The sequence below is a fragment of the Actinomadura darangshiensis genome (assembly GCF_004349235.1).
In the GTDB taxonomy this organism is placed as follows: domain Bacteria; phylum Actinomycetota; class Actinomycetes; order Streptosporangiales; family Streptosporangiaceae; genus Spirillospora; species Spirillospora darangshiensis.
This window is the reverse complement of record NZ_SMKY01000018.1, coordinates 34,779-61,140: the sequence shown is the minus strand read 5'-3', so window position 1 is coordinate 61,140 and position 26,362 is coordinate 34,779. Positions and strand designations below refer to the sequence as shown.

The 26,362-nt window shown below is 69.6% G+C and carries 24 protein-coding genes; 18 read left to right on the top strand and 6 right to left on the bottom strand.

Annotated features, from left to right (window positions below):
• Both E1293_RS06695 and E1293_RS47305 read right to left on the bottom strand, forming a co-directional pair.
• A partial coding sequence (locus E1293_RS06695) for a phosphotransferase family protein (protein WP_132194927.1) occupies positions 1-946 on the bottom strand: 946 nt, incomplete at its 3' end.
• Between the two features lie 41 nt (positions 947-987).
• Positions 988-1,146: a hypothetical protein gene (locus E1293_RS47305; protein ID WP_165978107.1), complete on the bottom strand. Its 159-nt coding sequence runs from the start codon at positions 1,144-1,146 to the stop codon at positions 988-990.
• Between the two features lie 443 nt (positions 1,147-1,589).
• Between E1293_RS47305 and E1293_RS06685 the strand changes: the two genes are divergently transcribed.
• Complete coding sequence (locus E1293_RS06685; RefSeq protein WP_132194925.1) at positions 1,590-2,132, top strand: dihydrofolate reductase family protein; 543 nt, start codon at positions 1,590-1,592, stop codon at positions 2,130-2,132.
• Between the two features lie 127 nt (positions 2,133-2,259).
• Here E1293_RS06685 and E1293_RS50665 read toward each other — a convergent pair whose 3' ends face one another.
• A complete protein-coding gene (locus E1293_RS50665) occupies positions 2,260-2,370 on the bottom strand; it encodes a GntR family transcriptional regulator (protein WP_132194941.1) in 111 nt (36 codons plus the stop codon).
• Positions 2,371-2,620: 250 nt separating this feature from the next.
• Here E1293_RS50665 and E1293_RS06675 point away from each other — a divergent pair, with 250 nt between their 5' ends.
• The 8 genes from E1293_RS06675 to E1293_RS06640 all read left to right on the top strand — a co-directional run bounded on the left by E1293_RS06675 (position 2,621) and on the right by E1293_RS06640 (position 10,997).
• Positions 2,621-3,493 carry an alpha/beta fold hydrolase gene (locus E1293_RS06675; RefSeq protein WP_132194923.1) on the top strand — a complete coding sequence of 291 codons (873 nt, stop codon included), beginning with the start codon at positions 2,621-2,623 and terminating at the stop codon, positions 3,491-3,493.
• A gap of 1,228 nt (positions 3,494-4,721) precedes the next feature.
• Complete coding sequence (locus E1293_RS50120; RefSeq protein ID WP_279472980.1) at positions 4,722-4,850, top strand: hypothetical protein; 129 nt, start codon at positions 4,722-4,724, stop codon at positions 4,848-4,850.
• Complete coding sequence (locus E1293_RS06665; protein ID WP_243716059.1) at positions 4,847-6,136, top strand: enolase C-terminal domain-like protein; 1,290 nt, start codon at positions 4,847-4,849, stop codon at positions 6,134-6,136. Before E1293_RS50120 ends, E1293_RS06665 begins: the two co-directional genes overlap by 4 nt.
• Complete coding sequence (locus E1293_RS06660) at positions 6,133-6,885, top strand: SDR family NAD(P)-dependent oxidoreductase (protein WP_132194921.1); 753 nt, start codon at positions 6,133-6,135, stop codon at positions 6,883-6,885. Before E1293_RS06665 ends, E1293_RS06660 begins: the two co-directional genes overlap by 4 nt.
• Positions 6,886-6,888: 3 nt before the next feature.
• Positions 6,889-7,818, top strand: a complete 930-nt coding sequence (locus E1293_RS06655; RefSeq protein WP_132194913.1) for an aldo/keto reductase — start codon at positions 6,889-6,891, stop codon at positions 7,816-7,818.
• On the top strand, positions 7,815-8,675 hold the full coding sequence (locus tag E1293_RS06650) for an amidohydrolase family protein (RefSeq protein WP_132194911.1): 861 nt from the start codon (positions 7,815-7,817) through the stop codon (positions 8,673-8,675). The genes E1293_RS06655 and E1293_RS06650 overlap by 4 nt, the downstream gene beginning before the upstream one ends.
• Positions 8,676-8,785: 110 nt before the next feature.
• Positions 8,786-10,606 (top strand): alpha-L-fucosidase, encoded by a 1,821-nt coding sequence (locus E1293_RS06645; RefSeq protein ID WP_132194909.1) that lies wholly within the window; start codon positions 8,786-8,788, stop codon positions 10,604-10,606.
• The gene (locus E1293_RS06640; protein ID WP_132194907.1) at positions 10,596-10,997 is read left to right on the top strand and encodes a hypothetical protein; all 402 of its coding nucleotides are present in this window, start codon (positions 10,596-10,598) and stop codon (positions 10,995-10,997) included. The genes E1293_RS06645 and E1293_RS06640 overlap by 11 nt, the downstream gene beginning before the upstream one ends.
• A gap of 14 nt (positions 10,998-11,011) precedes the next feature.
• Here the strand turns inward: E1293_RS06640 and E1293_RS06635 are convergent, their stop codons facing one another.
• Positions 11,012-11,692, bottom strand: coding sequence for a FadR/GntR family transcriptional regulator (locus E1293_RS06635; RefSeq protein WP_132194905.1), 681 nt, complete (start codon positions 11,690-11,692; stop codon positions 11,012-11,014).
• A gap of 197 nt (positions 11,693-11,889) precedes the next feature.
• Here E1293_RS06635 and E1293_RS06630 point away from each other — a divergent pair, with 197 nt between their 5' ends.
• The 4 genes from E1293_RS06630 to E1293_RS06615 are packed head-to-tail and all read left to right on the top strand — an operon-like array spanning position 11,890 to position 16,272.
• Positions 11,890-13,185: an ABC transporter substrate-binding protein gene (locus E1293_RS06630; RefSeq protein ID WP_132194903.1), complete on the top strand. Its 1,296-nt coding sequence runs from the start codon at positions 11,890-11,892 to the stop codon at positions 13,183-13,185.
• Positions 13,167-14,111, top strand: a complete 945-nt coding sequence (locus E1293_RS06625; RefSeq protein WP_207938705.1) for a carbohydrate ABC transporter permease — start codon at positions 13,167-13,169, stop codon at positions 14,109-14,111. Before E1293_RS06630 ends, E1293_RS06625 begins: the two co-directional genes overlap by 19 nt.
• Positions 14,108-14,938 carry a carbohydrate ABC transporter permease gene (locus E1293_RS06620; RefSeq protein WP_207938704.1) on the top strand — a complete coding sequence of 277 codons (831 nt, stop codon included), beginning with the start codon at positions 14,108-14,110 and terminating at the stop codon, positions 14,936-14,938. Before E1293_RS06625 ends, E1293_RS06620 begins: the two co-directional genes overlap by 4 nt.
• Positions 14,935-16,272 (top strand): glycoside hydrolase family 36 protein, encoded by a 1,338-nt coding sequence (locus E1293_RS06615; RefSeq protein WP_132194901.1) that lies wholly within the window; start codon positions 14,935-14,937, stop codon positions 16,270-16,272. Before E1293_RS06620 ends, E1293_RS06615 begins: the two co-directional genes overlap by 4 nt.
• On the opposite strand, the gene E1293_RS06610 is transcribed toward E1293_RS06615, so the two are convergent.
• Positions 16,247-18,790, bottom strand: coding sequence for a beta-glucosidase (locus tag E1293_RS06610; RefSeq protein WP_132194899.1), 2,544 nt, complete (start codon positions 18,788-18,790; stop codon positions 16,247-16,249). The genes E1293_RS06615 and E1293_RS06610 overlap by 26 nt on opposite strands.
• A gap of 252 nt (positions 18,791-19,042) precedes the next feature.
• Between E1293_RS06610 and E1293_RS06605 the strand changes: the two genes are divergently transcribed.
• From E1293_RS06605 to E1293_RS06585, 5 genes are all read left to right on the top strand, one after another.
• A complete protein-coding gene (locus E1293_RS06605) occupies positions 19,043-21,061 on the top strand; it encodes an NPCBM/NEW2 domain-containing protein (protein ID WP_207938703.1) in 2,019 nt (672 codons plus the stop codon).
• Between the two features lie 33 nt (positions 21,062-21,094).
• Positions 21,095-21,910 (top strand): polysaccharide lyase family protein, encoded by an 816-nt coding sequence (locus E1293_RS06600; protein WP_132194897.1) that lies wholly within the window; start codon positions 21,095-21,097, stop codon positions 21,908-21,910.
• Positions 21,911-22,817: 907 nt separating this feature from the next.
• Entirely contained in the window at positions 22,818-23,225 is a 408-nt protein-coding gene (locus E1293_RS06595) for a PASTA domain-containing protein (protein WP_132194895.1), read from the top strand.
• Positions 23,226-23,369: 144 nt separating this feature from the next.
• Positions 23,370-23,639, top strand: a complete 270-nt coding sequence (locus E1293_RS48500) for a hypothetical protein (RefSeq protein WP_207938702.1) — start codon at positions 23,370-23,372, stop codon at positions 23,637-23,639.
• A 1,345-nt stretch (positions 23,640-24,984) separates the two neighbouring features.
• Positions 24,985-25,695, top strand: a complete 711-nt coding sequence (locus tag E1293_RS06585; RefSeq protein WP_132194893.1) for a hypothetical protein — start codon at positions 24,985-24,987, stop codon at positions 25,693-25,695.
• Here the strand turns inward: E1293_RS06585 and E1293_RS06580 are convergent.
• Positions 25,667-26,065: a class I SAM-dependent methyltransferase gene (locus E1293_RS06580; RefSeq protein WP_132194891.1), complete on the bottom strand. Its 399-nt coding sequence runs from the start codon at positions 26,063-26,065 to the stop codon at positions 25,667-25,669. The two genes, E1293_RS06585 and E1293_RS06580, sit on opposite strands and share 29 nt — an antisense overlap.
• Between the last annotated feature and the right edge of the window lie 297 nt (positions 26,066-26,362).

The window sequence follows — 26,362 nt, the reverse complement described above, 5'->3', positions numbered from 1 at the left end:
GGGTGCGGTGGGCGACCCAGGCGGTGGCTGCCCTGGCGGCTCGTGCTTGGTGGGCGCGTAGGTGCGGGACACCGCGTGGTGCGGGCAGGCGTGACGTCCGGGCCCAGTATCCGGCGAACGCGACCGCGTAGCTGGTTATCGCCTCCGGGGTGGCGCCGGCCACGTCCAGTGCCTGGGTGACGGCGGCTTCGGCTGCTGCTGGGGTGTGGCCGGCCAGGATCAGGTGCGGCATCAGGTCGGCGACGTCGATCCAGGCCGCGCCGCGTACCGGCTGGCCCCAGTCGACGAGCATGGCGCGTCCTGCGGTGATGAGGAGGTTGGTGCGGTTGATGTCGCCGTGCAGGAGGGTGTCGCCGTCGGCGGCCGATAGCCAGGCGGTTTCGGTGTCGGTGAGGCGTGGGAGGTTGCGGCGTATCCATGGGTCTGCGGGTGGGGCGGGAGATGCGGCCAGTTCGCGCCAGCCGTGGACCAGGTCGGCGAGTTCCGCACCGGCGTCCGGCACGTCCGGGACTGGGCACGGGGTGAGCGCGGCCGCGAGTCTGGCCACCGTCTCCACGACGGTGTCGACGTCGGGCGAGCCGGGGGCCAGGTCGGCGTGACGGCCGTTGACGTCGTCGAAGGCCAGCACCGTCCATCCGGCGATCTCCTCGTCCCAGCGCAGGCGTGGCGCGGGCACTGCGGTGGGGAGCGCTCGGACGACCCGGGCTTCGTCCCGGTACCGGCCGGCCAGGGGGTGGTCGGCGCTGATGCCCTTGACGAACACCCGGTCCCCGTCGGCGAGCCGGAGGCGAGCGGCGAGGCCGGGTGTGAACCCGCCGGTCTGGACCTGGGCCTGGGTGATGTCCCCGAGGCGGGCGGTCAGGTGCTCGCGTAGCGGTGCGGGGAGCTGGTCCCAGCGTGGGCGTACGGCGGTGCCGGCCGCGGCACCCGTCGCGGGTGATGTCATGCAGAAGGTCTTTCCTGTGCTGGGCTCGAAATACCGATTGTTCAGTGTTCGCCGAGGTCGCGGGCGGTGGTGCGGAGCGCGTCGCGGAACTCGGCGACCTTGGGCTGGCGGTTCCAGCTCTGGCTGAGTGCCGCGTCCAGACGCCGAAGCTCGCTGAGGACGTGCAGCGATTTCGCGTCCGCGTCTAGTGCGATGACCATGAACGTTCGCCGGGTGCGGTCACGCGGCCTTGTGGCGTGGTCGGCCCCAGCGTTGCTGGCGTTGGCTGCGGACTCGGGCGCGTTCGCGGCGTTGGGCGGCCAGCACGTCGGTGACTCAGCCTGGGTTGACCTTGCCGTCGGGCGCAAGGGCGCCGGCCTACTCGGCGCGCCGCCCCGAGCCGGGGTCTCCTGGGCGGCGTGGGGGCTACGGACATGGTCTCGCGCGGTTCGGCGTGCCGGGTCCAGGACGCCGTCCTCCGGGTGGAGCCGGGGGTACCCGTCGTCCCACTCACCCGGCGCGGCCGGTGGGGCGTGCGGACGCAGGTGGCTCGGCCGGAGCCACATGGCCCCGGTCGACGACAGGGCACGCTGAGGCGGCTCACCGATGGGTTTCCGCGTTCCGGATGGTCGACACCGGTACGCCGAGACGTTGGGAGGCCTTGATGGGCAAGGTGCGGTGGCATTTGATGATGTCGCTGGACGGGTTCGCGGCCGGTCCGGGGCACTCGCTGGAGTGGATGGCGGGGGTGGTGGTCGACCCTGAGGTGCATCGGGAGTCGATCGCCAGCCTGGGCGCCGTGCTGGGTGGCCGTCGTGGGTACGACGCTCTGGTCGAGCAGGATCGCCGGGCGAGTAGGCAGCCGTACGGCGGGGCGTGGAGCGGTCCGGTGTTCGTCCTGACGCATCACCCCCAGGACGCCGCCCCGGATCCCGGTGTCACGTTCCTGAGCTGCGACGTGGCCGAGGCGGTCGAGATCGGGCTGGCCGCGGCAGGCGGCAAGGACCTGGAGCTGCACAGTCAGGAAATCGCCCGCCAATGCGTCGAGCGTGGCCTGGTCGATGAGTTCCGGGTGCATCTGGCGCCGGTCATGCTGGGCTCTGGGGTGCGGCTGTTCGACTGCCCCGGTATCGAGCCGGTCCGGTGGGCCCGTATTCACGACGGCCATCCTGCGCAGGCCGTGGATCTGCGCTACCGGCGCGCCTGACCTCCTCGGGCTTGACCTACGCGGGCAGGGCTCTGCCTGTTCAGTTTGTAGCGGGTCGCCGGTCGCGTCCGCACGATGCTAAGCCTCGCCTTTTGGCTGAGGAGCGTGTTCCGACGGTGCCGTCTGCTTAGAGGGCGCGTATGGCGTCGCTGATCGTCAGGGCGCCGACGCGGTACTGGTGGGCCAGTTCGGCCTGGGGCGGGAGCTTGCCTTCTTCGGCGAACTCGCCGGCTTGGATGAGTTACAGCGATATACCGAGGCTGCGGCGGGTGTATCTGGTGTGTCACCCACCGCGAGAGGGCCTCGATGGCGCGGCAGTTCAAGACCTAGGGGTATGCGGCCGTCCGCCGTGATGTAGCGCCAGCGGGCGCGCTGCCGGTAGGCGAATCTGCTCGGCTTGCGGCCACCGCGACCCCGTCCCGCGATGCCCCTTGTGCACCACCTCGCGTGGCGGGGTTCTCCGGTGGGTTTGCGGGTATCGCGCGGCCATGTTCTTCGAAGGGTTCACGCTGGATCACGTCGATGTCGGACAGGTCCAGTTGCGTGTCCGGCACGGCGGCGCGGGTGCGGCCGTGTTGCTTCTGCACGGGCATCCGCGGACGCACGCGACCTGGCACAAGGTCGCGCCCCTCCTGGCCGAGCGCTACACCGTCGTCTGCCCGGACTTGCGGGGATACGGACAGTCGTCAAAGCCTGCGACGGACGCCGAGCACGCGCCGTACGCCAAACGCGCGATGGCCCGCGACTTCGTCACGCTCATGCGTGGGCTCGGACATGACCGCTTCGCGGTGGCCGGCCACGACCGAGGCGCCCTAGCGGCGTTCCGGACGGCGATGGACCACCCGGAGAAGGCCACCGCGCTGGTGGCGATGGACGGCCTGCCCGTCGTCGAGCATCTGGAACGCTGCGACGCCCGGTTCGCGGCCGCCTGGTGGCACTGGTTCTTCTTCGGGCAGTCCGACAAGCCCGCCGAGCGGATCATCAACGCCGACCCGGACGCCTGGTACGCCGCGACGGACGAGCATATGGCGCCCGAGGCGTGGGCCGACCTGCAGAACGCACTGCACGATCCGCAGACCGTCCACGGGATGCTGGAGGACTACAGGGCAGGGCTCGGCATCGACCGGCGCCACGACGAGGCCGACCGCGCAGCGGGACGCCGCATCCAGTGCCCCACCCTCGTGCTGTGGTCACAAAAGGACGATCTAGAGGACCTGTACGGTGACCCCCGGGAGATCTGGCGCGCATGGGCTCCCGATCTACGCGGCCACCCCATCGATTCCGGCCATCACATGGCAGAGGAAGCACCCGCCGACCTCGCCAACGCGATAGGAACCTTCCTCGACGGCCTCAACCTCTGAAAGCCCGCACGGGGTGCGGCCTCGGGGACTGTCCTGAAGATCGCGTGGGCGGGATGGTGATCCGGGATGCTGGGGCCGCTGCCCCGGCCGGGAAGGATCACACGTGACCAACCACGACGAGGGCGAACCGCAGGGTGGGCTGCGGGACCGCACTGCGGCCGCCCCTCACCGTCCATCGCCACGCCACCGTCGCTGAGTCTCCTGGTACGGGACGGTGGCTTCCGGTGTCGCGGTGTGGGCGAAGAGCAGGTCGTTGACCAGGCAGCCATAGAGCTGTGCCAGGCGCGTGAGGTGTTCGTAGGAGGGCGCACGGGCCGAGGATGTGGATGGCGCGCTTCCGGGGCCGGGCCAGCATTCCCAGAGGGAGATCTCCTTGCGGGTCCGGGGGCCTCGTCCGGCCATCCGGTGGGTGTGGCTATCGGCCACCTGCGTCTGGGTGAGTCCAAGCGCGTGCCGGTAGGCCACCCGGGGGTGACCTGGGATTCCTCAATAAGCGCTGCCACGATCTGATCGGTGCTGGCGCCCTGGGCGACCATGCGATGGCGGTGGCGCCTGATCTGGCTGAGCGTGCCGTCACCGTCCATCCCGTTTCCTGCCTAAGAGCATGTGGGAGAAGCCATGATCCTCACCAGCACCTGCCGCCACCGCACCGTTCCCAGCCGGGACATGCCGGCCGCGTTCTCGCCGCTGGACCACGCGACCACCGCCGAACTCGACGTTGACACGGTGGAGGGCGCCTACGAGCGCCTGCTCCGCCGTCTGGTCGTCCTTATCGCACTCCACGGGCCCGCGGCGCCCGCCCGCCACCTCGACGCTCCCACCGACGACGCGGATGGTCGCCGGGCAGCTCGCTTTGGGGGCCAAGCCTGGGGCTCGCCTGTTCACCGGCCCGCGTGGTGGGCGAATCACCACCGCCGTTCCTCCCGATGCGACGCATCGGGAGGACGTCGTGACCCGGCTCGGGGACGAGTACCCGGCGTCATGATCTGCGGCACACCGGCCTGACGCGACGCAAACCGCAGCCCCCGCGGCTCAAGGACGGCGGGGACGCCGGGCGGTTGCGGAGCGCCGTCTCCGGGGAAAGCTTCGAGGGTATAGATCCAACCAATTCGGTGTTTGTAACAACTTGATTGCGGGGGATTGCCAGGATACAGGGCATCGGTGTTCTCATTGCCACACGAGACATCAGATGAATCTGGGCGGCTCCAGATGAAGGGGGTATCTCTTCGTGAAGTTGCTGCGCGTCGGCCCGGCCGGCGCCGCGTACCTGCGGGCCGGTGATGTCGTGGCGGCCGAGATCGAGGGTCTCGGCCGTCAGCGGCAGGTCGTGGCGTCCGCGTCCGAGGCGGCGGTGTGAAGGTCGAGGTCACCGGGTTCGATCTGCACGACGTCCGGTTCCCGACCTCGCTGGAGCTGGACGGCTCGGACGCGATGAACCCCGATCCCGACTACTCGGCCGCCTATGTGGTGCTGCGAACCGACCTCGGTGACGGGCACGGGTTCTGCTTCACGATCGGACGCGGCAACGAGGTGTGCGTCGCCGCGATTCGGGCGCACGCGCCGCTGGTGACCGGCCGTGCCCTGGACCTGGACGATCTCGGCGGCTTCGCCAAGGGGTTGCTGCACGACTCGCAACTGCGCTGGCTCGGCCCCGAGAAGGGCGCCGTGCACATGGCCGCCGCGGCGATCATCAATGCCGCGTTCGATCTGGCCGGGAAGGTCGCGGGCAAGCCGGTCTGGAAGCTGCTTGCCGACATGTCCCCGGAGCAGATCGTGGACCTGGCGGATTGGCGATATCTGACGGACGCGCTGACCCCCGCCGATGCGACCGACCTGCTGGCCGACATGCTGCCCGGCCGGAATGCGCAGGAGGCGCGGCTCCTCCAGTACGGATTCCCCGCCTACACCACGACCCCCGGATGGCTCGGCTACTCCGACGACAAGCTCGTCCGGCTCGCCCGCCAGGCCGTCGCGGAGGGCTTCTCCCAGATAAAGCTGAAGGTCGGCGTGGATGTCGCCGCGGACGTGCGGCGGATGCGGCTGGCCCGCGAGGCCGTCGGGCCCGGCGTCCGCATCGCCGTGGACGCCAACCAGCGCTGGGACGTCCCGGAGGCGATCGAGTGGGTACGGGCGCTCGCCCCGTTCGACCCGTACTGGATCGAGGAGCCGACGAGCCCGGACGACGTCCTCGGCCATGCCGCGATCCGGCGCGCGGTCGCCCCGGTCAAGGTCGCCACCGGCGAGCACGTCGCCAACCGGGTGATCTTCAAGCAACTGCTTCAGGCGGGCGCGGCGGACGTGCTGCAGTTGGACGCCTGCCGCGTCGCGGGAGTCACCGAGAACATCGCGATCCTGCTGCTCGCGGCGCGGTTCGGCGTGCCGGTGTGTCCGCACGCGGGCGGCGTCGGGCTGTGCGAGGTCGTCCAGCACCTGTCGATGTTCGACTACGTCGCTGTCGGCGGCAGCACGCGTGGCCGGGTCCTTGAGTACGTCGACCACCTGCACGAGCATTTCGCCGACCCCGTGCGGATCGTGGACGGCCATTACGTCGCGCCCTCCAGACCCGGCCTGTCAACGGAGATGAAGGCCGCGTCCCTGGCCGATCACCTCCATCCCGGCGGACCTGTCTGGAGGAACGCATGAACGAGTTCGGCGGGCTTCGGGCCCTGGTGACCGGGGGAGCGTCCGGGATCGGGCTGGCGACGGCCCGGCTGCTGGCCGATCGCGGCGCGGCGGTGGCCTGCCTCGACCTTCGGCCGCCGCCCGGCAACGCGGTGTACGGCGTCGTTGGTGACGTCACCGACGACGCGTCCGTCCGGCGGGCGGTGGACGATGCCGTCCGCCGCCTCGGCGGCCTCGACGTGCTGATCAACAACGCGGGCGTCGGCGCGCAGGGCACCGTCGAGGAGAACGACGACGACGAGTGGCGCCGCGTGATGGACGTCAACGTGCTCGGCATGGTCCGGGTCGCCCGCGCCGCGCTGCCGCACCTGCGCAGGTCCGAGCATGCCGCGATCGTCAACACCTGCTCGATCGCGGCGACCGCGGGCCTGCCGCAGCGGGCGCTGTACTCGGCGACCAAGGGCGCGGTGCTGTCGCTCACCCTCGCCATGGCCGCCGACCACGTCCACGAGGGCATCCGGGTGAACTGCGTGAATCCCGGCACGGCCGACACACCGTGGATCGGACGCCTGCTGGACGCGGCCGGCGACCCGGTCGCCGAACGCGCCGCGCTGGAGGCCAGGCAGCCGATGGGACGGCTGGTCTCGCCGGACGAGGTCGCCGCGGCGATCGCCTACCTGGCGAGTCCCCTCGCCGGAGCCACCACGGGGACGGCGCTCGCGGTGGACGGCGGCATGCAGGGGCTCCGGCCGCGCCCGCAAGGGAGGTGAGCGATGCGGATCGGCGACCTTCGGCGCCTCGGCCGTTCGCAGGTCGAGGTCACCGCGCTGTCCTTCGGCGGTGCCGCCATCGGCGGGCTGTACGCCCCGGTGCCGGACGACGAGGCCACCGCGGCCCTGAAACGCGCGCTGAGCCATGGCATGCGGTATTTCGACACCGCGCCGCATTACGGGGCGGGCAGATCGGAGCGCAGGCTCGGCATGGCGCTGGGCTCGTCCGGTGCGGTGGTCTCCACGAAGGTGGGCCGCCTGCTGCGCCCGCGTGAGCCTGGGGAGGAACCCGACGACGAGGGCTTCATGGGAGAGCCGCCGCTCAAACGGGTCTGGGACTTCAGCGCCGACGGCGTGCGCCGCTCGCTGACGCAGTCGCTGGAGCGGCTCGGGCTCGACCGCGTGGACGTCGTCTACATCCACGATCCGGACTTTCACGAGGACCGGGTCTACGCCGAGACCTATCCGGCGCTGGCCCGGCTCCGGGACGAGGGGGTCGTCGGTGCGATCGGTGCCGGGATGAATCAGGCCGCCATGCTGACCCGGTTCGTCCGCCGCCTGGACCTCGACGTCGTCCTGTGTGCCGGACGACTCGCGCTCCTCGACCGCACGGCCGAGGCGGAACTGCTGCCGGCCTGCCTGGAGCGCGGCACGTCGGTCGTCGTCGGCGGCGTCTACAACTCCGGCGTCCTCGCGGGAGGCGGCACATTCGACTACGTCCCCGCGCCCGCCGAGATCCGCGCGAAGGCGGCCCGGCTGCGGGACGTCTGCGCCGCGCACGGCGTCCCCCTCCGGGCCGCCGCCCTGCAGTTTCCCGCGCGCCATGCGGCGGTGGCGAGCGTGCTGGTCGGCTGCCGCAGCCCGGCCGAGGTGGACGACAACGCGGCGATGTTCGAGCTGGAGATCCCCGAGGCGCTGTGGGAGGCGGTATGAGAATCGATGCGCATCACCACCTTTGGGACACCGCGGCGCGCGACCATGCGTGGATGGACGGTCCGTGGGCCGACCCGATCCGCGGCCGGTTCGACACCGTCCGCTACACCGAGACCGCCGGCGCCGAGGTCGCCGAGTCCATCGTCGTCCAGGCCCTGCATGACGAACACGAAACGGCAGACCTTCTGGCGGGAGCCGGTGAGCCCGTCGCCGGAGTCGTCGGATGGGTGGACCTGACGGCGCCCGACGTGGCGGAGCGGTTGGCGAAGCTGCGCGACGGCGAGTGCGGGCGGCGCCTGGTCGGGATCCGGCACCTCGTCCAGGACGAGCCCGATCCCCGCTGGCTCCTGCGGGAGGACACGCTGCGCGGCGTGCGCGCCGTCAGGGACGCCGGCCTCGTGTACGACGTGCTGATCAGACCGCCGCAGGCAGATGCGGCGCTGGAGTTCGCACGACGCCTGCCGGAGATACGGCTCGTCCTCGACCACCTGGGCAAGCCGGACATCGCGGGCGGCGTCTGGGAGCCCTGGGCGTCCTGGATCACCGCCATGGCGGCGCTGCCCAACGTCACGGTCAAGCTGTCAGGCCTGGTGACCGAGGCGGCACCCGGCTGGAGAGCAGATGATCTCCTGCTCTATGCGCGGCACGCCTTGGCCGCGTTCGGGCCCGAACGCACGATGTACGGATCGGACTGGCCGGTCTGCACGCTTGCGGCGCCCCACGAGCAGGTCGCCGAGATCGCCGACAGGGCGTGCGCGGACCTGGACGCGGCGGGCCACGACGCGGTCTTCGGCGGTACCGCCGGGCGCGTGTACGGACTGCGCCCCAAGGCGATACATCCTATGAATCATGGGTGATAGCCCTTGATGTCTTGACTCACCTGCCCATCCTGCTAGATTCGCCGCAAAGAGATCCGACCTTTCATTCGCCCCACCCCCTGCACGTTGGCGACAGAGAAGGCGTGACCATGTTCGTTCTCCCCTCCCCGTCCAGACGGAAGATCACCGCGCTCACCGCGGCGGCGGCCCTCGTCCTCGCCCTCTGCGCGGCGCTGGCCGCCCGCGCCACCCCCGCTCGCGCGGAGCTGTTCAACCCGCGCCAGAAGTTCCTGCGCACGGCCAACGCCGGCCTGTTCCTGCACTGGGGCATGCGCACCGCCCCCGCCCACACCGACTGCGCCGCCTGGGAGAAGGATGTCACCGACGGCGGCTGGGACCCCCGGTACTGGGTGGACGAGGCGCGAAAACTGCACGCGCAGTACCTCGTCCTCGCGTCCTTCCACAGCCGGCTCGGCTACGCGCGGGCCTGGCCGTCCACGATCCCGGGCACGTGCAGCACCAAGCGCGACTTCCTCGGCGAGCTGATCAAAGCCGCCGACGCCGAGGGCCTCCGGGTCGTCCTCTACATGACCGACGACCCGAAGTGGTACTGGGAAGGACTGCCCGAAGGGCAGAGCTGGATGGACTCGGCCGCCTACTCCGCCTACAAGGGCAAGGCCGTCGACCTGCACACCCGCGAAGGCTTCGGCGAGTTCTCCTACGACAACTTCATCGAGGTCATGCACGACTACCCGAAGCTGTCGGGGTTCTGGATCGACAACGACAACGAGTACTGGGAGGACCACGGCCTCTACGAGCGCATCCGCGAGGAACGACCGGACATGACGCTCAGCAACAACAACGAGGACACGCCGATCATGGACATGGTCAGCCATGAGCAGAAGACCGGCATGACCCCGCCGTATGACTACCCGCAGGCCGTCTGGACGCCGCAGCCCCGGCTCACCGAAGGGGAGTGGAAGCTCCCGACCAAGGGCGCCTGGTGGTACGACGGCACCGACGCCGACGTCGACACCCGCATCACGCTCGGCCGCCTCATCGCCAACGCCGGCTCGTCCATCAAGTCCCTGATGGCCGAGACCGCGATGGTGAACGGACGCTTCCCGTCCAAGCAGGAGGCCTTCAACGACTTCGCCGACGGCTACCTGGACGAGATCTGGGAGTCGATCCACGGCGTGCAGGGCGGCGGCTACATGTACGGCGGCCTCCAGCCCGGATTCTGGAACGACGGCGCCCACGGCGTCACGACGATCGGCGAGAAGAACCCGAACCGGCAGTACGTCCACGTCCTGACCAGGCCTGAGACGGGCGACTCGGTGACGATCCGCGACAACGGCTACAAGATCCGCCGGGTCACGAACCTGCGCACCGGCGAGCGGATGCGCGTCGAGCAGGGCGGCGGCTCGTTCACCATCAAGGGCATCACCGGCTGGGACGACTACGACACCGTCTTCCGCGTCGACACCGCCGGCCGCCACGGCATCTACCCCAGCGCCATGGTGACGGCAACCGCGAGCGCGTCCACCGACGGGCACCCGGCCGCAAGCCTCGTCGACCATGACTACCTCACCTGGTGGGACAAGGGCGACGCGCTGCCCGTCACGATCGACCTGCGGCTGCCGCACCCGCTGCCCGTGAAGTACCTGGCGGTCAACCAGCGCGAGTGGTCCCCGACCTACAACCGCGAGACGTTCGGACGCCCCGAGGACTCCGCCCGCATCAAGGACTACAAGGTCTACGTCAGCGACGACGGAATGCACTGGGGCGAGCCGGTCAAGACGGGCGTGATGGAGAGCGAACGCGGCGCCCGGTTCATCGACCTGAACGTCCGGCACGCCCGCTACGTGCGGCTGGAGGTCGACAGCATCTGGGCCGCCGAGACCGCCCCGCGCTTCTACAACAAGCTCCAGATCGACGAGATGTGGCTGGGGCACTCCTATGTCCGCTGACTCGCCTTCCAGGCGGGACGCGTTGCGCGCCGGCGACCCGTGGCGCGAGGTGCCGCGGATCCTGCGGCGGGTGCGCCCGCCTCGCTTCCCCGGCCGGCACCTCACCGGGCCCATCCACCTGCTCAGCCGGGTTGACCTCCACGTCGGCGAGTGCGCGACGATCCTCATCACGACCGACCCCGCGGCCTACCTCCCGATGGTGACCACCCGCTGGGTGGGGACGGAGTGCTACAACCACTCGCCCTTCATCCTCGTCGGGGTGCCCACCGACCACATGTCCCACGTGCACCTGCGCAAGTGCGACTTCACGCGGATCAAGGGCCCGGACAGCGTCCAGTACGTCGACGACCTGCGACTAACCGAGGTCACCGTGACCGGGGCGCGGGTGTGAACGCGGGCCCCCGGTCACGACAGCAGCAGCGAGGTGCGGAGCCACTGCTCGACGCCCGCCACATGCACGGTCGCCCACGACTGCGCGAGCTGCGGCTGGCGGTCGGCGATGGCGTCCAGGATGGCGCGGTGCTCGGTGAGGGTGCGCTGCCAGGCGCCTTCTTCAGTGAGGCCGCGCCAGATGCGGCCGCGCATCGTCGGGCCGGACAGGTTCTCCAGCAGGGAGCACAGCACCGAGTTGCCGGACGCTTCGGCGATGCGCCGGTGGAACTCCAGGTCGTTGGCCACGAGTTCCTCCGGAGTCGCGTCCGGGCCGACGGAGTCGAGGTGCGCACGCAGATCCTTGATCTGCGACTCCCCGATGCGCAGCGCCGCGATCGCGACGGCGGGCGGCTCCAGCAGCCGCCTGACCTCGAAGAACTCCAGCACCGTCGAATCGTGGTGGACCTCGACCACGAAGCTCAGCGCGTCCAGCAGGAGGCTGGGCTCCAGGCTGGTGACGTAGGTCCCGTCGCCTTGGCGGACGTCCAGCACCCGCATCAGCGACAGGGCGCGCACGGCCTCCCGCAGCGAGCTGCGGGACAGGCCCAGCTGGACGGCCAGGTCGGCCTCGCGCGGGAGCCGGTCGCCCGGCCGCAGCGCGCCGGAGACGATCATTTCCTTGATCTTCTCGATCGCCTCATCGGTGACCGCCATGGCCGCTCCCCAAAGGTCGGATGTCCTGTCGCCAATTATGCCTGTCCCGCGCCCATGGTTCCGCCACAAACATCCAATGTCTGGGGGCGGTTCGACGCGGTATACGCCTTCTTTTCCTTGACCGCCCTACATACATCCGATCTAATGCCTAGGTGCAATGACGAAGCCGTCATCGTGCCGTGAAAGGGGCGCCCGTCATGCCAACGACCCGGAGACGCTGGGCGGCGGCGCTCGCCATCGCGCTCGGACTGGGCGCGGCGAGCGCCTGCTCGGTGAAGAGCGACACGGGCGGGGGCGGCGCGTCCGGCGGCAAGGAGATCACCTTCCTGGTGTTCGAGACGCCGAACCTCACCCCGCAGGTGTGGGACGCCAACATCAAGCGGGTCACCGACAAGTACCCGGACATCAAGGTCAAGAAGATCGTCTCCCCGACCGAGGACCGGACGGCCTACGCCAAGCAGTTGCTCACCTCCGGGCAGTTCCCCGACGTCATGATCGCGGTGTCGCCGACCGGGTTCGCCGAGGCCGGCAAGCTCTACGCCTGGAAGCCGGACGAGCTGAAGCAGTTCACGCATCCGGACCAGGGCGCGGTGAACGGCAAGGTGTACCAGCTCCCGGCGAACACGCAGACGATCCCGGTCGTGTACTACAACAAGGATCTGTTCGCGAAAGCGGGCCTGCCGGGGCCGCCGAAGAACTACGCCGAGTTCCTCGACGACTGCGCCAAGCTCAAGGCCAAGGGCATCAAGCCGCTCGTGGTCGGTGGCGGACATGACGCGCTCGGCCCGACGTGGGCCGGCGTCCTCGGCACCGAGGTGTACGCCAAGAACCCGAACTGGATGCACGACCGGCGCGCCGGGAAGGTCGAGTTCACCGGCCCCGAGTTCGTGAAGGGCGCGCAGAAGCTCGCCGACCTCGCCGCGAAGGGCTACATCGACAAGCGCGACCTGGCGCTCGACTACCCGAAAACGCAGCAGGCGTTCCTGGACGGCAAGGGCGCGATGTACGCGATGGGCAACTGGTTCGCCGCGGCGGCCGACAACCCCGAGACCAAGCCGGACTTCGGCGTCGGCCAGTTCTTCTGGCCGTCCGACGACGGCGGGCAGGTCGTGCCCGCGTTCACCGGCGGCGGGCTGCTCGTCAGCTCGTCGGCCAAGAACCTGGAGGCCGCGAAAAAGTTCGCGCTGGCCTACCAGCTCGACAAGACCAACCTGGACACCTCGGCCGTCAGCGACGGGCTGATCCCCGCGGTGACGGGCTACACGCCGCCCGCGAAGGCGGGGCCCGTATACCAGGACGGATACCGGCAGTACGAGCAGGCCGCCAAGGCAGGCGCCGTCGTCCCGGCGTTCGGCTTCGAGTCCGGGGACGACGGCATGCCCGCGGGGGTGGTGGACAAGTGGGACTCGGCGGCGCAGGACCTCGTCACCGGGCGCCGGACCGCACAGGAGGTCGCGAAGTTCTTGGACACCGAGTGGTCGAAGGCGTCCTGACCGGGCGGGACAGGCCCGCGGCCGTCCCGGCAGCCGAACCACCCCGCCGGCGCCGGCCCCGGTCGATGCTGCACTTCCTGACCTTCGGCGCGCCCGGCATCGCGGTCTACGTCTGCTTCGTGCTGGCGCCGATCGTGGTGAGCTTCGGCTACAGCCTCACCAACTACAACCCGTTCAACCCGCCGACCGAGTACGTCGGGCTGCGCAATTACCGGCTCCTGTTCCAGGACCCGGAGTTCCTGATGTCGCTGCGGGTGACGACGATCCTCACCGTCATCGTGGTCGTAGTGCCGAACGTGCTGGGCCTGGCCATCGCGCTCGTCCTGGACCGGCGCGGCTGGTTCTACAACGCACTGCGGACGGTGTTCTTCACGCCGGTCGTGCTCAGCACGGTCGTGGTGAGCATCATCTGGGTCCGGCTGATGGCCGACGACGGGCTGATCAACCAGTCGCTGCGCGGCCTCGGGGTGGACGATCCGCCGGGCTGGCTGTCGGACCCCTCGTACGCGCTGTACTCGCTGGGCATCATCCTGTCCTGGCAGATGCTCGGCTTCTGCGTCGTGGTGTACCTGGCCGGGCTGCAGGGCGTCCCGGGCGACCTGCTGGAGGCGGCGGCGATCGACGGCGCCGGGCCGGTCGCCCGGTTCCGGCACATCACCTGGCCGATGCTGGCGCCCGCGCTGACGATCAACACCGTGGTCATGCTGATCACCGCGTTCAAGGTGTACGACCACGTCCAGGTGATCACCAAGGGCGGGCCGGGTTCCGGGACGACCGCGACGATCGCCTACAACGTCATCCAGACCGGGTTCGTGGCCAACCGGCAGGGCTACGCCTCGGCGATGGCCATCACCATGCTCGTGATCATCGCGGGGGCCACCGCGGTGGTCCTGAAGATCCTGCAACGCCGTGAGGTGCAGCTGTGACCGGAGATCGGGCCCCCTGGCTGCGGCCGATGGTGGCGCTGGCGACGAGCGTGCTGTTCTTCGTCCCGCTCTACGTCGCGCTCGTCAACGTGTTCAAGGACGGGCCGAAGATCAGCGAGAGTCCCGCGTCGCTGCCGATCCCGCCGACGCTGGACAACGTCCGGTCCGTCCTGACCAGGCCGGACCGGCTGTTCTGGGTGAGCCTGACCAACAGCGTCGTCATCACCGGGCTGTCGATCATCATCCTGACCGTGCTGTCGGCGATGCTCGGCCACTACCTGGTGCGCGCCGGAGGACGCTGGTCGCGGGTCGTCATGCTCCTGCTGCTGTCCGGGCTGATGATCCCACCGCAGGTCATCCTGCTGCCGATCACCCGCGTGCTGCAGACGCTCCACCTGATGACGACCGTGCAGGGCCTCGTTCTGTTCAACGTCGGGTACTACGTCCCGTTCGGGGTGTTCGTGTTCGCCGGGTTCATGCGCTCGATCCCCGTCGAGCTGGAGGAGGCGGCGGCGATCGATGGCGCCGGCCGCGCGACGGTGTTCTGGCGCGTGGTGTTCCCGCTGCTGCGTCCCGCCAGCGCCAGCGTGCTGATCTTCCTCGGGGTGTGGATCTGGAACGACTTCCTCAACCCGCTGATCATCCTCGGCCCGGGGCAGGGGACCACGATCACCACCGGCATCTACCGCTCGATCGGCCAGTACCAGGCCGACTTCGGCGGCGTGTTCGCGATGATGCTCCTCGCCACCCTCCCCGTGCTGGTCTTCTACCTGTTCCTGCAGCGGCACTTCGTCAAGGGCCTGACGGGAGGCGCGACCAAGGGATGACCCGCATCGCCGAGATCCGGGTGGACCCGGGTCGCGCCCGCGTCTACGAGCACGGATGGCAGAGCTGGAGCCCGTCCACCGACTACCCCGTCACCGCGACGAGCGAGCGGCCTCGGCTGGACCCGCGGTTCCAGACGATGTGCTGGCGGCCGGGCCGTCCGGGACCGGCGAGCGGCTTCCAAGGCGAGGGATTGCTGGCGGTCGATCCGGGCGGCGGCGAGGCCGTGCACCTGTTCGCGGCGCGTGACGGGGTCACCGACGTCCCGTCCATCCGCGCCGTGCTGGACGGCGACATGCTCACGGTGACCGCCGACGGCGCCGCCGAGGAGATCCGGCACGCCGGCTCCGTGGCTTCGGCGCTGGCGGACTGGTCCGACGGGTTCGCGACCCGGGCAGGAGCGGGACCACCGCGACCCGCGCCCACGGTCTGGTGCTCCTGGTACCACTACTTCGGTGACGTCACCGCCGCCGACATCACCGAGAACCTCCTCGCCATCGAGGAACGCGGGCTGCCGGTCGACGTCGTCCAGATCGACGACGGCTGGCAGGCCGAGATCGGCGACTGGCGGTACTTCTCCGGCCGGTTCGCCGGCCTCCCCGCGCTCGTCGACCGGATCCGGTCCGCCGGACGGCGCGCCGGCGTCTGGGTGGCGCCGTTCCTGGTGGGGGAGCGCAGTGCGCTCGCCCGTGAGCATCCGGACTGGCTGGTCGGCGGCGCCGACGCCGGCCGCAACTGGGACCAGCGGCTCTTCGCCCTGGACGTCACCCACCCGGGCGCCCGCGTCTACCTGCGCGACGTCTTCACGTGGCTGCGCACCATCGGCTTCGACTATTTCAAGATCGACTTCCTGTACGCGGGCGCGCTCGGCGGACGGCGTCGCGAGGACGTCCCCGCCACCGCCGCGTACCGCGACGGCCTCGCGCTGATCCGGGACGCCATCGGACCGGACGCCTACCTGCTCGGCTGCGGCGCCCCCATCCTGCCGAGCGTCGGACTGCTGGACGCGATGCGCGTCGGCCCCGACATCGGCCTGACCGTGGAGCCGCCCGCCGGCGACCACTCCCGCCCGTCCCAGCGCGCCGCCACGGTCACCACGCTCGGCCGGGCATGGCAGCACGGCCGCTTCTGGGTGAACGACCCCGACTGCCTGGTCGCCCGTCCCGCCATGGAGGCGCGCGCGGCCTGGGCGCGCACGGTCGAGCGCCACGGCGGCCTGCGCGCCTCGTCCGACCGGATCCTCGACCTGGACGGCTGGGGACTGGAGACGACACGCCGGCTGCTCACCGACGTGCCACCTCCTGTCCCGTTCAACCGCGCCGAACGCTCGCCTTGAGCGGGAGGTCGCGGGACGAGGTGCCCGCGAGGACGGTGTAGGTGTCCGGGGTCGTCACCCATGCGTGGGTTTTCACGTCCCAGTGGGCGAAGGCGCGGTCGTCCAGCTTCACGGTTACCGTGCGGCTCGCGCCCGGCGGCAGGGTGATCTTGGTGAATCCGGCCAGCCGGCGGGGCGGAGCGACCTGGCCGGGGCCCAGGTCGCCATGGTCGTCCGCGCCGCCCACGTAGACCTGGACGACCTGGCTGCCGCGCCGTTCACCGGTGTTGCGCACGTGCACGGTCACCTGGTCCTTGCGCACCTTCAGACGCGACAGCCGGAACGTCGAGTACGACAGGCCGTAGCCGAACGGGAAGAGCGGTTCGATGCCCTTGGCGTCGTAGTGCCGGTAGCCGACGTCGAGCCCTTCGGAGTAGGTGGCGATGCCGTCCACGCCCGGGTATTGGGCGGGGGTGTTCGCGGGGGTGTCGGTGAGGCTCTTGGGGAACGTGATCGGCAGCCGCCCGGACGGGTCGCGCCCGCCGAGCAGCACGGACGCGGCGGCGTTGCCGTGCTCCTCTCCCGGGTACCACTCCTGGACGATCCCGGCGACTTCGTCGGCCCAGGGCATCAGCACCGGGCCGCCGGTGTTGAGCACGACCACGGTGTTGGGGTTGGCTTTGGCGACGGCCTCGATCAGCGCGTCCTGGTGGCCGGGCAGCGCGAGGCCGGGACGGTCGATGTCCTCGGTGTCCTTGTTCGCCGCGAAGACCACGGCGGTGTCGGCGCCGCGCGCGGCGCGCACGGCCTCTGCGATCTGCGGGTCGGCGAGGTCCGCAGGCGGCGTCCAGGCCAGTTCGAGCATGGCCTGCCCGCCCGCCTTGGCGTAGTCGACCCGGATCGCGTGCGCCTGCCCGGCGGTGAGGTGCGCCTTGTAGGACTTGGTCTTGCCGGGGAACCCGCCCCCGTTGTCGATCACCTTCGCGCCGTCCAGGTACAGGGACGCGGCGGCGTGGTTGGTGAGGTGGAAGGTGTAGTCGCCGTCGGCCGGGGCGGTGAACGCCCCGGTCCAACGGATCGACCAGCCGTCGGGCGGCAGTCCTTCGGCGGGCCGCCCGCCGGAGGGGTCCATGACGACGAACGGGTCGACCCGTTCGATCTTCGGCTGGCCGGACCACGTGGTGTTGGCGTAGTACCGGGCGGTGAGCCCGTGGCGCCCGTCCTGCGACGTCAGCGCGTACGACGGGACGGCGGGCTGCGGCCCGAGGTCGACGGGCGGCATGCCTTGGGCGTGCCGGACGTCGACGCCGCGCTCGCGGAACGCCTCCAGCGGGCTGACCTTGTAGATCGGCGCGACGCCGACGCTGCCGCCTCCGCCGGTGACCGCGTCGGCCGAGCCGGGCCCGATCAGCGCGACCGAGTCGTGCCTGCTCAGCGGAAGCACGCCGCCGGCGTTCTTGAGCAGGACGGTGGCGTCCTCGGCGACCCGGCGCGCGACCCGCCCGTCCCGCTCGGCGTCGATCGGGCGGGTGGTCTGCGGCCGGTCGAAGATCCCGAACCGGAACATCGTCTGCAGGATCCGCCGCGCATGGTCGTCCAGCTCGGCCTGGCTGACCCGACCGGCCCGGACGGCCTCGGCCAGTACGGCACCGAAGTGCTTGCCGTCCGGCAACTCGAAGTCCATGCCGCCCGACGAGCAGCGGACGGTGTCGTAGCAGGAGGCGAAGTCGGAGACGGTGAAGCCTTCGAAGCCCCACTCGTCCTTCAGCACGCCTTGCTGGAGCCGCTCGTGCTCGCAGGCGTGGGAGCCGTTGACGAGGTTCTTGGCACACATCACCGAGCCGGCGCGTCCGTCCTTGACCGACGCCTCGAAGCCGGGCAGGTAGATCTCGCGGAGGGTCCGCTCGTCGATGCGCTCGTCGACGGTGTCGCGGTCCTCCTCCTGGTTGTTCGCCAGGTAGTGCTTGGCGTCGGCGATGACGCCCTGCGACTGGATCCCCTTGATCGTGGCGGCGGAGATCCGCCCGGCGAGGTAGGGGTCCTCGCCGAACGCCTCGAATGTGCGGCCGTTGAGCGGCGTCCGGGCGATGTTGAGGTTCGGGCCCTCCATCAGGTTGCGGCCGGTGTCGCGGGTCTCCCGGCCGAGGACCTGGCCGTAGGCGCGAGCGGCCGCGGGATCGAAGGACGCGGCGAGGCCGAGCGGCGCGGGCAGCGCGGTGGTCTGCGGCTGGACGGGCCCGCCGGAGCCGACACCGGCCGGGCCGTTGTTGAGCCGCAGCGCGGGGACGCAGAGCCGGTCGATGGGCAGGGTCTCGCGTGCGTGCCGGTCATCGGACACCGAAGCCGTCATGGACGCCTTCTCCTCCACCGTCATCTGGGCCATCAGCAGGCCGGTGCGTTCGGCGGGGGACAGGGAGCGGTCCATCCAGGGCAGTCCGGCGCAGTTCGGAGCGGCGGCGTGCGCGGTGCCCGGGACGGTGACGACGGCGGCGAGGAGGACGATTGAGCCGAGAGCGGCCTTCAGAGGATGCCTGTGCATCGCTTCTCCTGCGGGCGGGGGTGGCGGGAGTGATCGTCGGCGCCCTCTATGAAAACGCTTTCAGGGCCTCTTGTCCAGAAGATTCATCGGATCTATCGTGCGGGCGACAGGTGAATCAGGAGCGCGACCACATCGAAGACGGCGAGACATCCGATCTCGCCAGGTCGTCGCGCTCCATGTGAAGGGAGCTTTCCCTTGCCCCCCGCCAGCCGCAGGCCACGGCCTCCGCGCATCCGAGTCATCACCACCGCATTGACACTGCTGGCCGCTTCCGTCGCATGGACGGCCGCCACCACCACGGCCGCCGAAGCCGACCCGCCCGCTCTCGCGCTCCCCGACGGACTCGCCAAGACCCCGCCGATGGGCTTCAACAACTGGAACGCGACCGGCTGCGACATCAACGAGCAGATGATCCGCGACACCGCCGACATTTTCGTTTCCTCCGGCCTCAAGGACGCCGGATACCAGTACGTCAACATCGACGACTGCTGGGCCGAGCAGCAGCGCGACCCGCAGACCGGCCGTTACGTCCCGCACCACGAGCGGTTTCCCAGCGGCATCAAGGCACTGGCCGACTACGTCCACGCCCGCGGCCTCAAGCTCGGCATCTACACCAGCGCCGGCACCCAGACCTGCGCCAAGACGATGCCCGGCAGCCTCGACCACGAGGAACTCGACGCGCAGACCTTCGCCGACTGGGGCGTCGACTACCTCAAATACGACAACTGCAACAACCAGGGCCGCCCCGCCATCGAGCGCTACACCAAGATGCGGGACGCGCTGAAGAAGACCGGCCGCCCCATCGTCTACAGCCTGTGCGAATGGGGCGAGAACAAGCCCTGGGAGTGGGCAGCGGATGTCGGCCACCTGTGGCGGACGACCGGCGACATCAGCGACAGCTGGACCTCGATGGTGAACATCCTCAAGCAGAACGCGCCGCTCGCCCCCTACGCCGGGCCCGGCCACTGGAACGACCCGGACATGCTGGAGGTCGGCAACGGCGGAATGACCGACCGCGAGTACCGCTCCCACTTCAGCCTGTGGGCCACCATGGCCGCACCACTGCTGATCGGCTCAGATCTGCGGGACGCGACGCCCGCGACCCTGGAGATCCTCGGCAACCGCGACATGATCGCGGTCGACCAGGACCCGCTCGGTGTCCAGGGCCGGGTGCTGCGCAACCCCGACGGCCACTGGGTGATCGTCAAGCCACTGGCCGACGGGGATGTCGCGGTCACCCTGTTCAACGAGACCGAGGCGAGCGCAACGTTCGGCGCGACGGCAGGCGAACTGGGTCTCCCCGAGCACCCGTCCTACCTGGTCCGCGACTTGTGGGCGCATCGCGACTTCGAGAGCGCGGGAACCTTCACCGCATCCGTCCCACCGCACGGCACGGTGACGTACCGGATTTCGAGCGGGGGAAACTGGTGGCGGCGGCCACCGCTCGCCGAATTCGGCATGGCCCTGTCTCCGCCCGCGCCGGGGGTTCCAGGGACGATCACACCCGCCGGACACCCCTTCACCGCGACCCTCACCGTCACCAACCGGGGCCGGACGCCGATGCTCAATGCAGGGCAGCGGATCGAGACCCCGTCCGGCTGGAACGCCGAGCCCCTGGACCGGACGAGCACGCCGGTCCTGCGCACAGGGGGGAAACTGACCACGAGGTTCCGGGTCAGCCCACCGGACGGCCGGACGCCGGGGATCCATCCGTTGAAGGCCACCCTGTCGTACGCCTCACCGGCCGGGAAGGTCCAGAGGTCCGGCGCGGAGGACCTGGTCGTGCCCGAGGCGGTGCAGAGAGGCACGACGAACCTCGGCGGCGCGCCCTGGGCCGCCGTCACGCGCAACGGTCTCGGCCCCGTCGAGCGCAACACCTCCGTCGGCGGCGCCGAACCCGGGGACGGCCGGACCCTCACGATCAATGGCCGGACCTACGCCACCGGCCTCGGCACGCACGCTCCCGCCGAAATCATCTTCTTCCTCGACCGCCGGTGCACGTCCCTCGCCGTGGACGTGGGCATCGACGACGAACGCGACCCCCGTCCCGACCCGACCCAGGGCACCGCCGGCTTCGAGATCTGGGCGGACGGCACCAAGGCCGCCGACAGCGGGCGGCGCACCTGGCAGGACGACGCCGTCCACCTGACCGGCGACCTCACCGGCGCATCGTTCCTGCGCATCGTCACCGACCCCGGTCCCGACGGATTCCGTTACGACCGGGGTGACTGGGCGACGCCCGTCCTCACGTGCGGAGAACGTCCGTCCTGAACTTTGTCGAGCACAGCCCCAGAGAGGCGACCGATGAACACCCATCCCCGCACGCCCGGAAACCCGTCACGCCGCACGATCCTCGGCGCCGCGGTCGGCGGAGTGGCGGCCGCGGCACTGCCCGGAATCCCGCCCGCCGCGGCTGCGTCCTGGCAGCTGCGCTGGTCCCCGTCCCCCGCCAAGGACGGACTTCGCGCCTTCGAGACCATCGAGGACGACCGGGCCGACTCCCACCCGGCCGGGCAACCGCACATCTTCACCGACGGGGACAACTACCGCTTCAACATGCACATGGTCGACCGCGACACCAGCACCGACCGGCAGCGCCAGGAGGTCACCGGCATGCGCGACCCCGCCGGGGGCTCCTACCTGCAGTGGAGATCCGGCGAGACCTGGCGCGTGACGTACTCGATGTACATCCCGAGTTCGCTGAAAGCGACGACCACCTTCACCCACATCATGCAGATGAAACAGCCGGGGGCCGGGAGCGCGCCCATCATCGTGCAGTCGCTGCGCCGGTCCGGCGGCACCCAGACGATCGAACTCAAGGTGTTCGAGCCCAACATCCTCGTCGGCCGCGCTGACCTGGTGCCGCTGCAGAACAAATGGATCGACGTCGACTTCCAGCTGAAGATCGGCAACGGATCGTCCGGTTCGGTCCGCTGGATTCTCCGGAGCGACGGGGGCACCGTCATCGACGCGAGCAAGACCGGCGTCGACACCTTCCTCGCCGACCGCGTCCGCCCCAAGTGGGGTATCTACCGCTCAATCGAAGACACCTCCGGATCGCTCCAGGACTGCCACATGCTCCTGACCAACATGCGCGGCTACCAGCTGACCGGAGGATGAAGTTAAGAGAATCGCGCTGCTCGTCGGCCTGGGCCTAGCCCTCGGATCGAGCACCGGCACCCTAGCGATTAATGCAGCGATCAAAGCAGCGAACAACGCCGGCGGCGAAACCGCGCGGTTCCCGTCCGGGACGTACCACTCCGCGAACTCCATCTACATCAAGAGCCACGCCACCCTGCTTCGACCGCGACATGTTCGCCATCCACGTATGGCGGCCGGTGCGCGCCAACGGTGACACCAAGACCGAGAAATCGCGCCGGACGCTGGAACTTCCGGGCCAGGCCGTTGAGGCCCTGCACAGGCATCACACGCGCCAAGCCTCACAAAGCCTCAAGGCGGGAAGGGGCTGGCACGACGGCGGGCTGTCCACCTCGTGCCAGGCGGCGGATCATGAGGCCGATCGCGGCCCAGCGGACCATGGCCTCGCTGTTTGAGGTGTGGCGTTCGTAGTCACGGGCGAGTCGGTGGTGCCCGGTGAGCCAGGCCGGGTCAGTTCGATCACCCGCCTGCGGGGCAGCACAGCAAACCCCTTCTGGTCTGCGGGTTTACGGACGACGCTCACCGTGGTGCGCAGAGTATCGGCGGCCCGGTCCAGCAGCCGCCCGGCGAACCCGGCGTCGGCGAACACATACCGGCACGTGGGCGAGGTGAGATACAGGCCCGGCAGCGCCCCCTTGGCCCCGTCGCGGTCCTGGATGTTCGCGGCGCACACGGTCGTCTCATTCGATCCAGAATCGGGTCCGGGAAACCCCGGAACTCTGCGTGGCTGAATCGTGACACCTCCCTTCCTGAGGTGCACGACGGATGAGCACAGCGCGTCACAGAAACACCTGCGCTCGCTATGAGGTGAACTCGAAGAGCCAGCCATGATAAAAACCGGCCCGAACTGAACAACACGGGGAAGACCATGCAGCGCACCACCCTCTTTGCGGCCGCCGTTGCCGCGGCTCTGACGCTCGCCGCCTGCGAGCCCGCCGGTACCACCGCGGCGCCTGCTAAGACCGTCACCGTCACGCCCACTCCAAGCAAGGCCGTGACGACGACGCCGAAGGCCGCGGCCCCGCCGACGAAGACGAGAGTCGCCAAGCCGTCACGGATCCGTGTCCCAGCCGTCGTCGGCCACAATCATCAGAAGGCCCAGAACGAGATGCAGGCACATGGCCTGTTCATGCTCGCGGAGACGGACGCGACCGGTCAGGGCCGGATGCTGCTGTGGGACCGGAACTGGGTCGTCGTCCGTCAGACCCCACCGGCCGGCACCATCGTCAAGCCCGGCACCACCATCACGCTGTACTCAAAGAAGATCGGCGAGTAGCGCCGCCTGTACAACGGAGACGTTGTGCTTGCCGAAAAGTACGTTCGTGCAGGTGACAGACGTAGTGCCTGGCAGGCGGCGGCGCCGGGCTTGGACGGTTCCGGACGGGCCACGACACCGCTGTGCCGCGGGACGACGGGTTGCTTGCTGTTGCGACTGGCCTACCTGACCGTGGCGAACACCTTCGCGGCCCTTCGCCTTCTCCCGATGACCGATCGGGAGAAGGACACCGAAATCCTGGTGCTGCGGCATCAGATCACCGTGCTGGAGCGCCAGCTTGCCGGAAAGCGGGTACGGTTCACAGCGGCGGACCGGGCACTGCTGGCGGCGCTGCTGCACGGGCTGCCTCGCGGGGGCATTGCGGCGGATGCGGCTCCTAGTCTGGCCGGGCACCGTGCTGCGCTCGGACCGTGACCTGATCGCCGACGGGCCCGCCGCTCGCTCCGAACCCCAGCGGCCGGCCGCCGACCGTCCGCTCCGTCCGGCTGCTGGTACTGCGCCTGGTGTGGGAGAACCCGGGCTGGGGCTACCGGCGGGTGCACGGCGAGTTCCCTGACCTGTTCGACGCCGTCTCGGCCGATGCCGGCATCAGGGCGGTGCCGACCGGGGTGCGGATGCCGAGGATGAACGCGGTGATGGAGCGGTGGGTGCAGACCTGCCACCGCGACCTGCTCGACCGGACTCTGATCTGGAACCAGCGGCACCTGCTCCACGACCTCCGCGAGTTCGAGACCTTCTACAACGAGCATCGGCCTACAACGAGCAGAGCACCGGCCTCATCAGGGCATCGCCAACGCCCGCCCGTTGAAGCCACTGCCTCCACCGATCACCGAACCCGACCAGATCGCCGACCTGAACGTCCGAAGAACGCAACATCTGGGCGGAACCCTCAACGAGTACGAGTATTCCGATTGACCTGCACGGATGGGATGAGGTTTTGGCAGGGACACCGTCGGGGCTACTCAGAGTACTGACATACAGTTTGAAGAACCGCAGGTCAAGACCTCTTTCGAGGGGTTTCGATCTGCGGCTCTTCTGTTGTTGGAGTAGCCCAGGGGCGCGCCTGGCTGCGCCAGAATGGCGCACTGGAGCCGTGAACTCTTCCACCGGCCCCCCGGTCCCGTCGTGCGCCCCACAGCGTCAACCTTAGGCACCCCACGGCGCTCGGCCTAGGACGGGGCTCTGGGGCGTTGCTGCCAGATAGCCACGCCAGGGACTGAAGTCCCGATGGAACAGACCGATGGATGGACCGAAGCCCGTCGCTACATGGGCCTGGAATTCCTAGCCAAAGACCGCCTGCGAGTGGTCGACGACACCACAGCGTGGTGCCCGCTCCCGTACATGTCCAGCGGCCCCACGCCGTCCTGACGCCCGCCGGACTGGTGCGAGTTCGCGGGGCGGTTGGCGTCTGACCACCGGAGCCGGTCCAGATCATGCATTATGTTTCCGGGCCGCTTCCGGGTGTGGAAGTCGGTGGTGACACCCTGAGGAGTTCCTTGTGACAGGTCCCGCTGGTCCGCCGTGGGGGCAGGGTGGGCAACGGCCGCCCCCCATACCGCCGCAGGGCAGGCCGCCTCATCACGGGTACGGAGGGCCGCCGCCATGGCAGCAGGGGCCGCCGCCGCAGTATCCGCCTTACCCACCGCGGCCTTACCCGCCGCAGTATCCGCCTCCGCCTCCGCCCTACCCGCCGCCGCATTGGCAGCCGGAACCTCAGCCGCCTCCGCGTCCGCCGACGCGCGCGAGACGGATCCTCCGGATGCTGAACCCGTTCCTGGCCGCGCGGGCGGCTTTTCTGCCCTCCCGACCGGACCTGATCGTCGATTCGCGCGTCAGGAAGTTGCAGTTCGTCCGTGCCTGGGCAGGCATCGTGGTGTCTCTCGCCGTGGCCGTGGTCTACAAGGTCACCGCCCCCAAAGAACTGGCGAGTGAAAGGTTCGATGACGCCTGGATCAACGTTTTGATCCTCACCTGCGCTCTCCCGCTGGTCGTGGGCGGCTTTGTCCTGGCCGCCCGGCCGCCGAACCGGGGCGCGTTCGCGCGCCGGGTCCGCCACCCGCTGATCGCGGTAGGGGCGATCTTCGGCTCCATGTTCACCTTCGTGATCGCGGCCGCACCGGAGTTCGGCGGTCTGCGCGAAGCGGTCGGACCGATCGTTCTGATCCCGGGCGGCGTGGTTCTGTTCCTCTGGATGCTCCCCTTCGCGGTCTACGGCATTGTCCTGTCGCTGACCAACGTGTTCCGGACAGCCGACATCCACGAGGTTGTGCCGCCCTTGGTGAGCGTGTCAGCGTCCTGGGTGATGGCCCTGGTCAACCTTTTCACCGATGCCTATGAGGGAGTGCCGGGCATCTTGGCCATGGCGCTGCTGCTGGGGGCACCGCTGACGGTGTCCGCCCTCGCCCACTACGAGCTGCGCAGGCTGCGCCTTCGGCACAGCATCACGTTGCGGAACACGCTGCTGCGGTGACTTCGCGTAACCGTGCGCCACGGCCACCATCCGCAACCTCGCCGTTGTAGCCGCCCGACCCGATCTCCAGCACTGCCATACCGGGCGCGAGTCCGGCCATTTCGATCATGCGGGCCTGGATGTAGGTCGCGCTGACCGAGGAGATGTGCGCGCCGTGCTCGTCGGTCTTGGTGATCACTGGACTGTCGACGCTGTAGACGACGTCCAAGGCTGTGCCGGCGGGGACGAACAGCGCCCGCGGGACCGTGCGGAACGCGTTGTCCACGGCTGCAGAGACGATATGGCCCCGGGCGAGCAGTGTGTCGGCCAACTCGTGGCGCAGCCGTATCGCCGGACTGGAGTCGTCGGCCGTGTCCACCGCCTGAATCACGTGCTTCCCCCGATTGCTCGATAGCGCTGGCCACCTCAGCCCCGCTCCGCATTTGACCTCGCCCGAACGGACGGGCCGGATACCAACTGGGAAGCCTGACACGACCCGCCGTTCCCGCCGAGAGGCAGACCCGACACCGGCGAACGGGCCGAGTGACGTGATCGGTCGCGAGAAACGCCGGGCGCCTCACGAGACCGGTTCCCATCCGGTCATGGCTGGGTCCCCTCAGGCAGGGAGTGGCTGCACCAATGACCATGACGCTCCGGAACCGTCCCCGGAAAGAGATTTGGCGTTCTT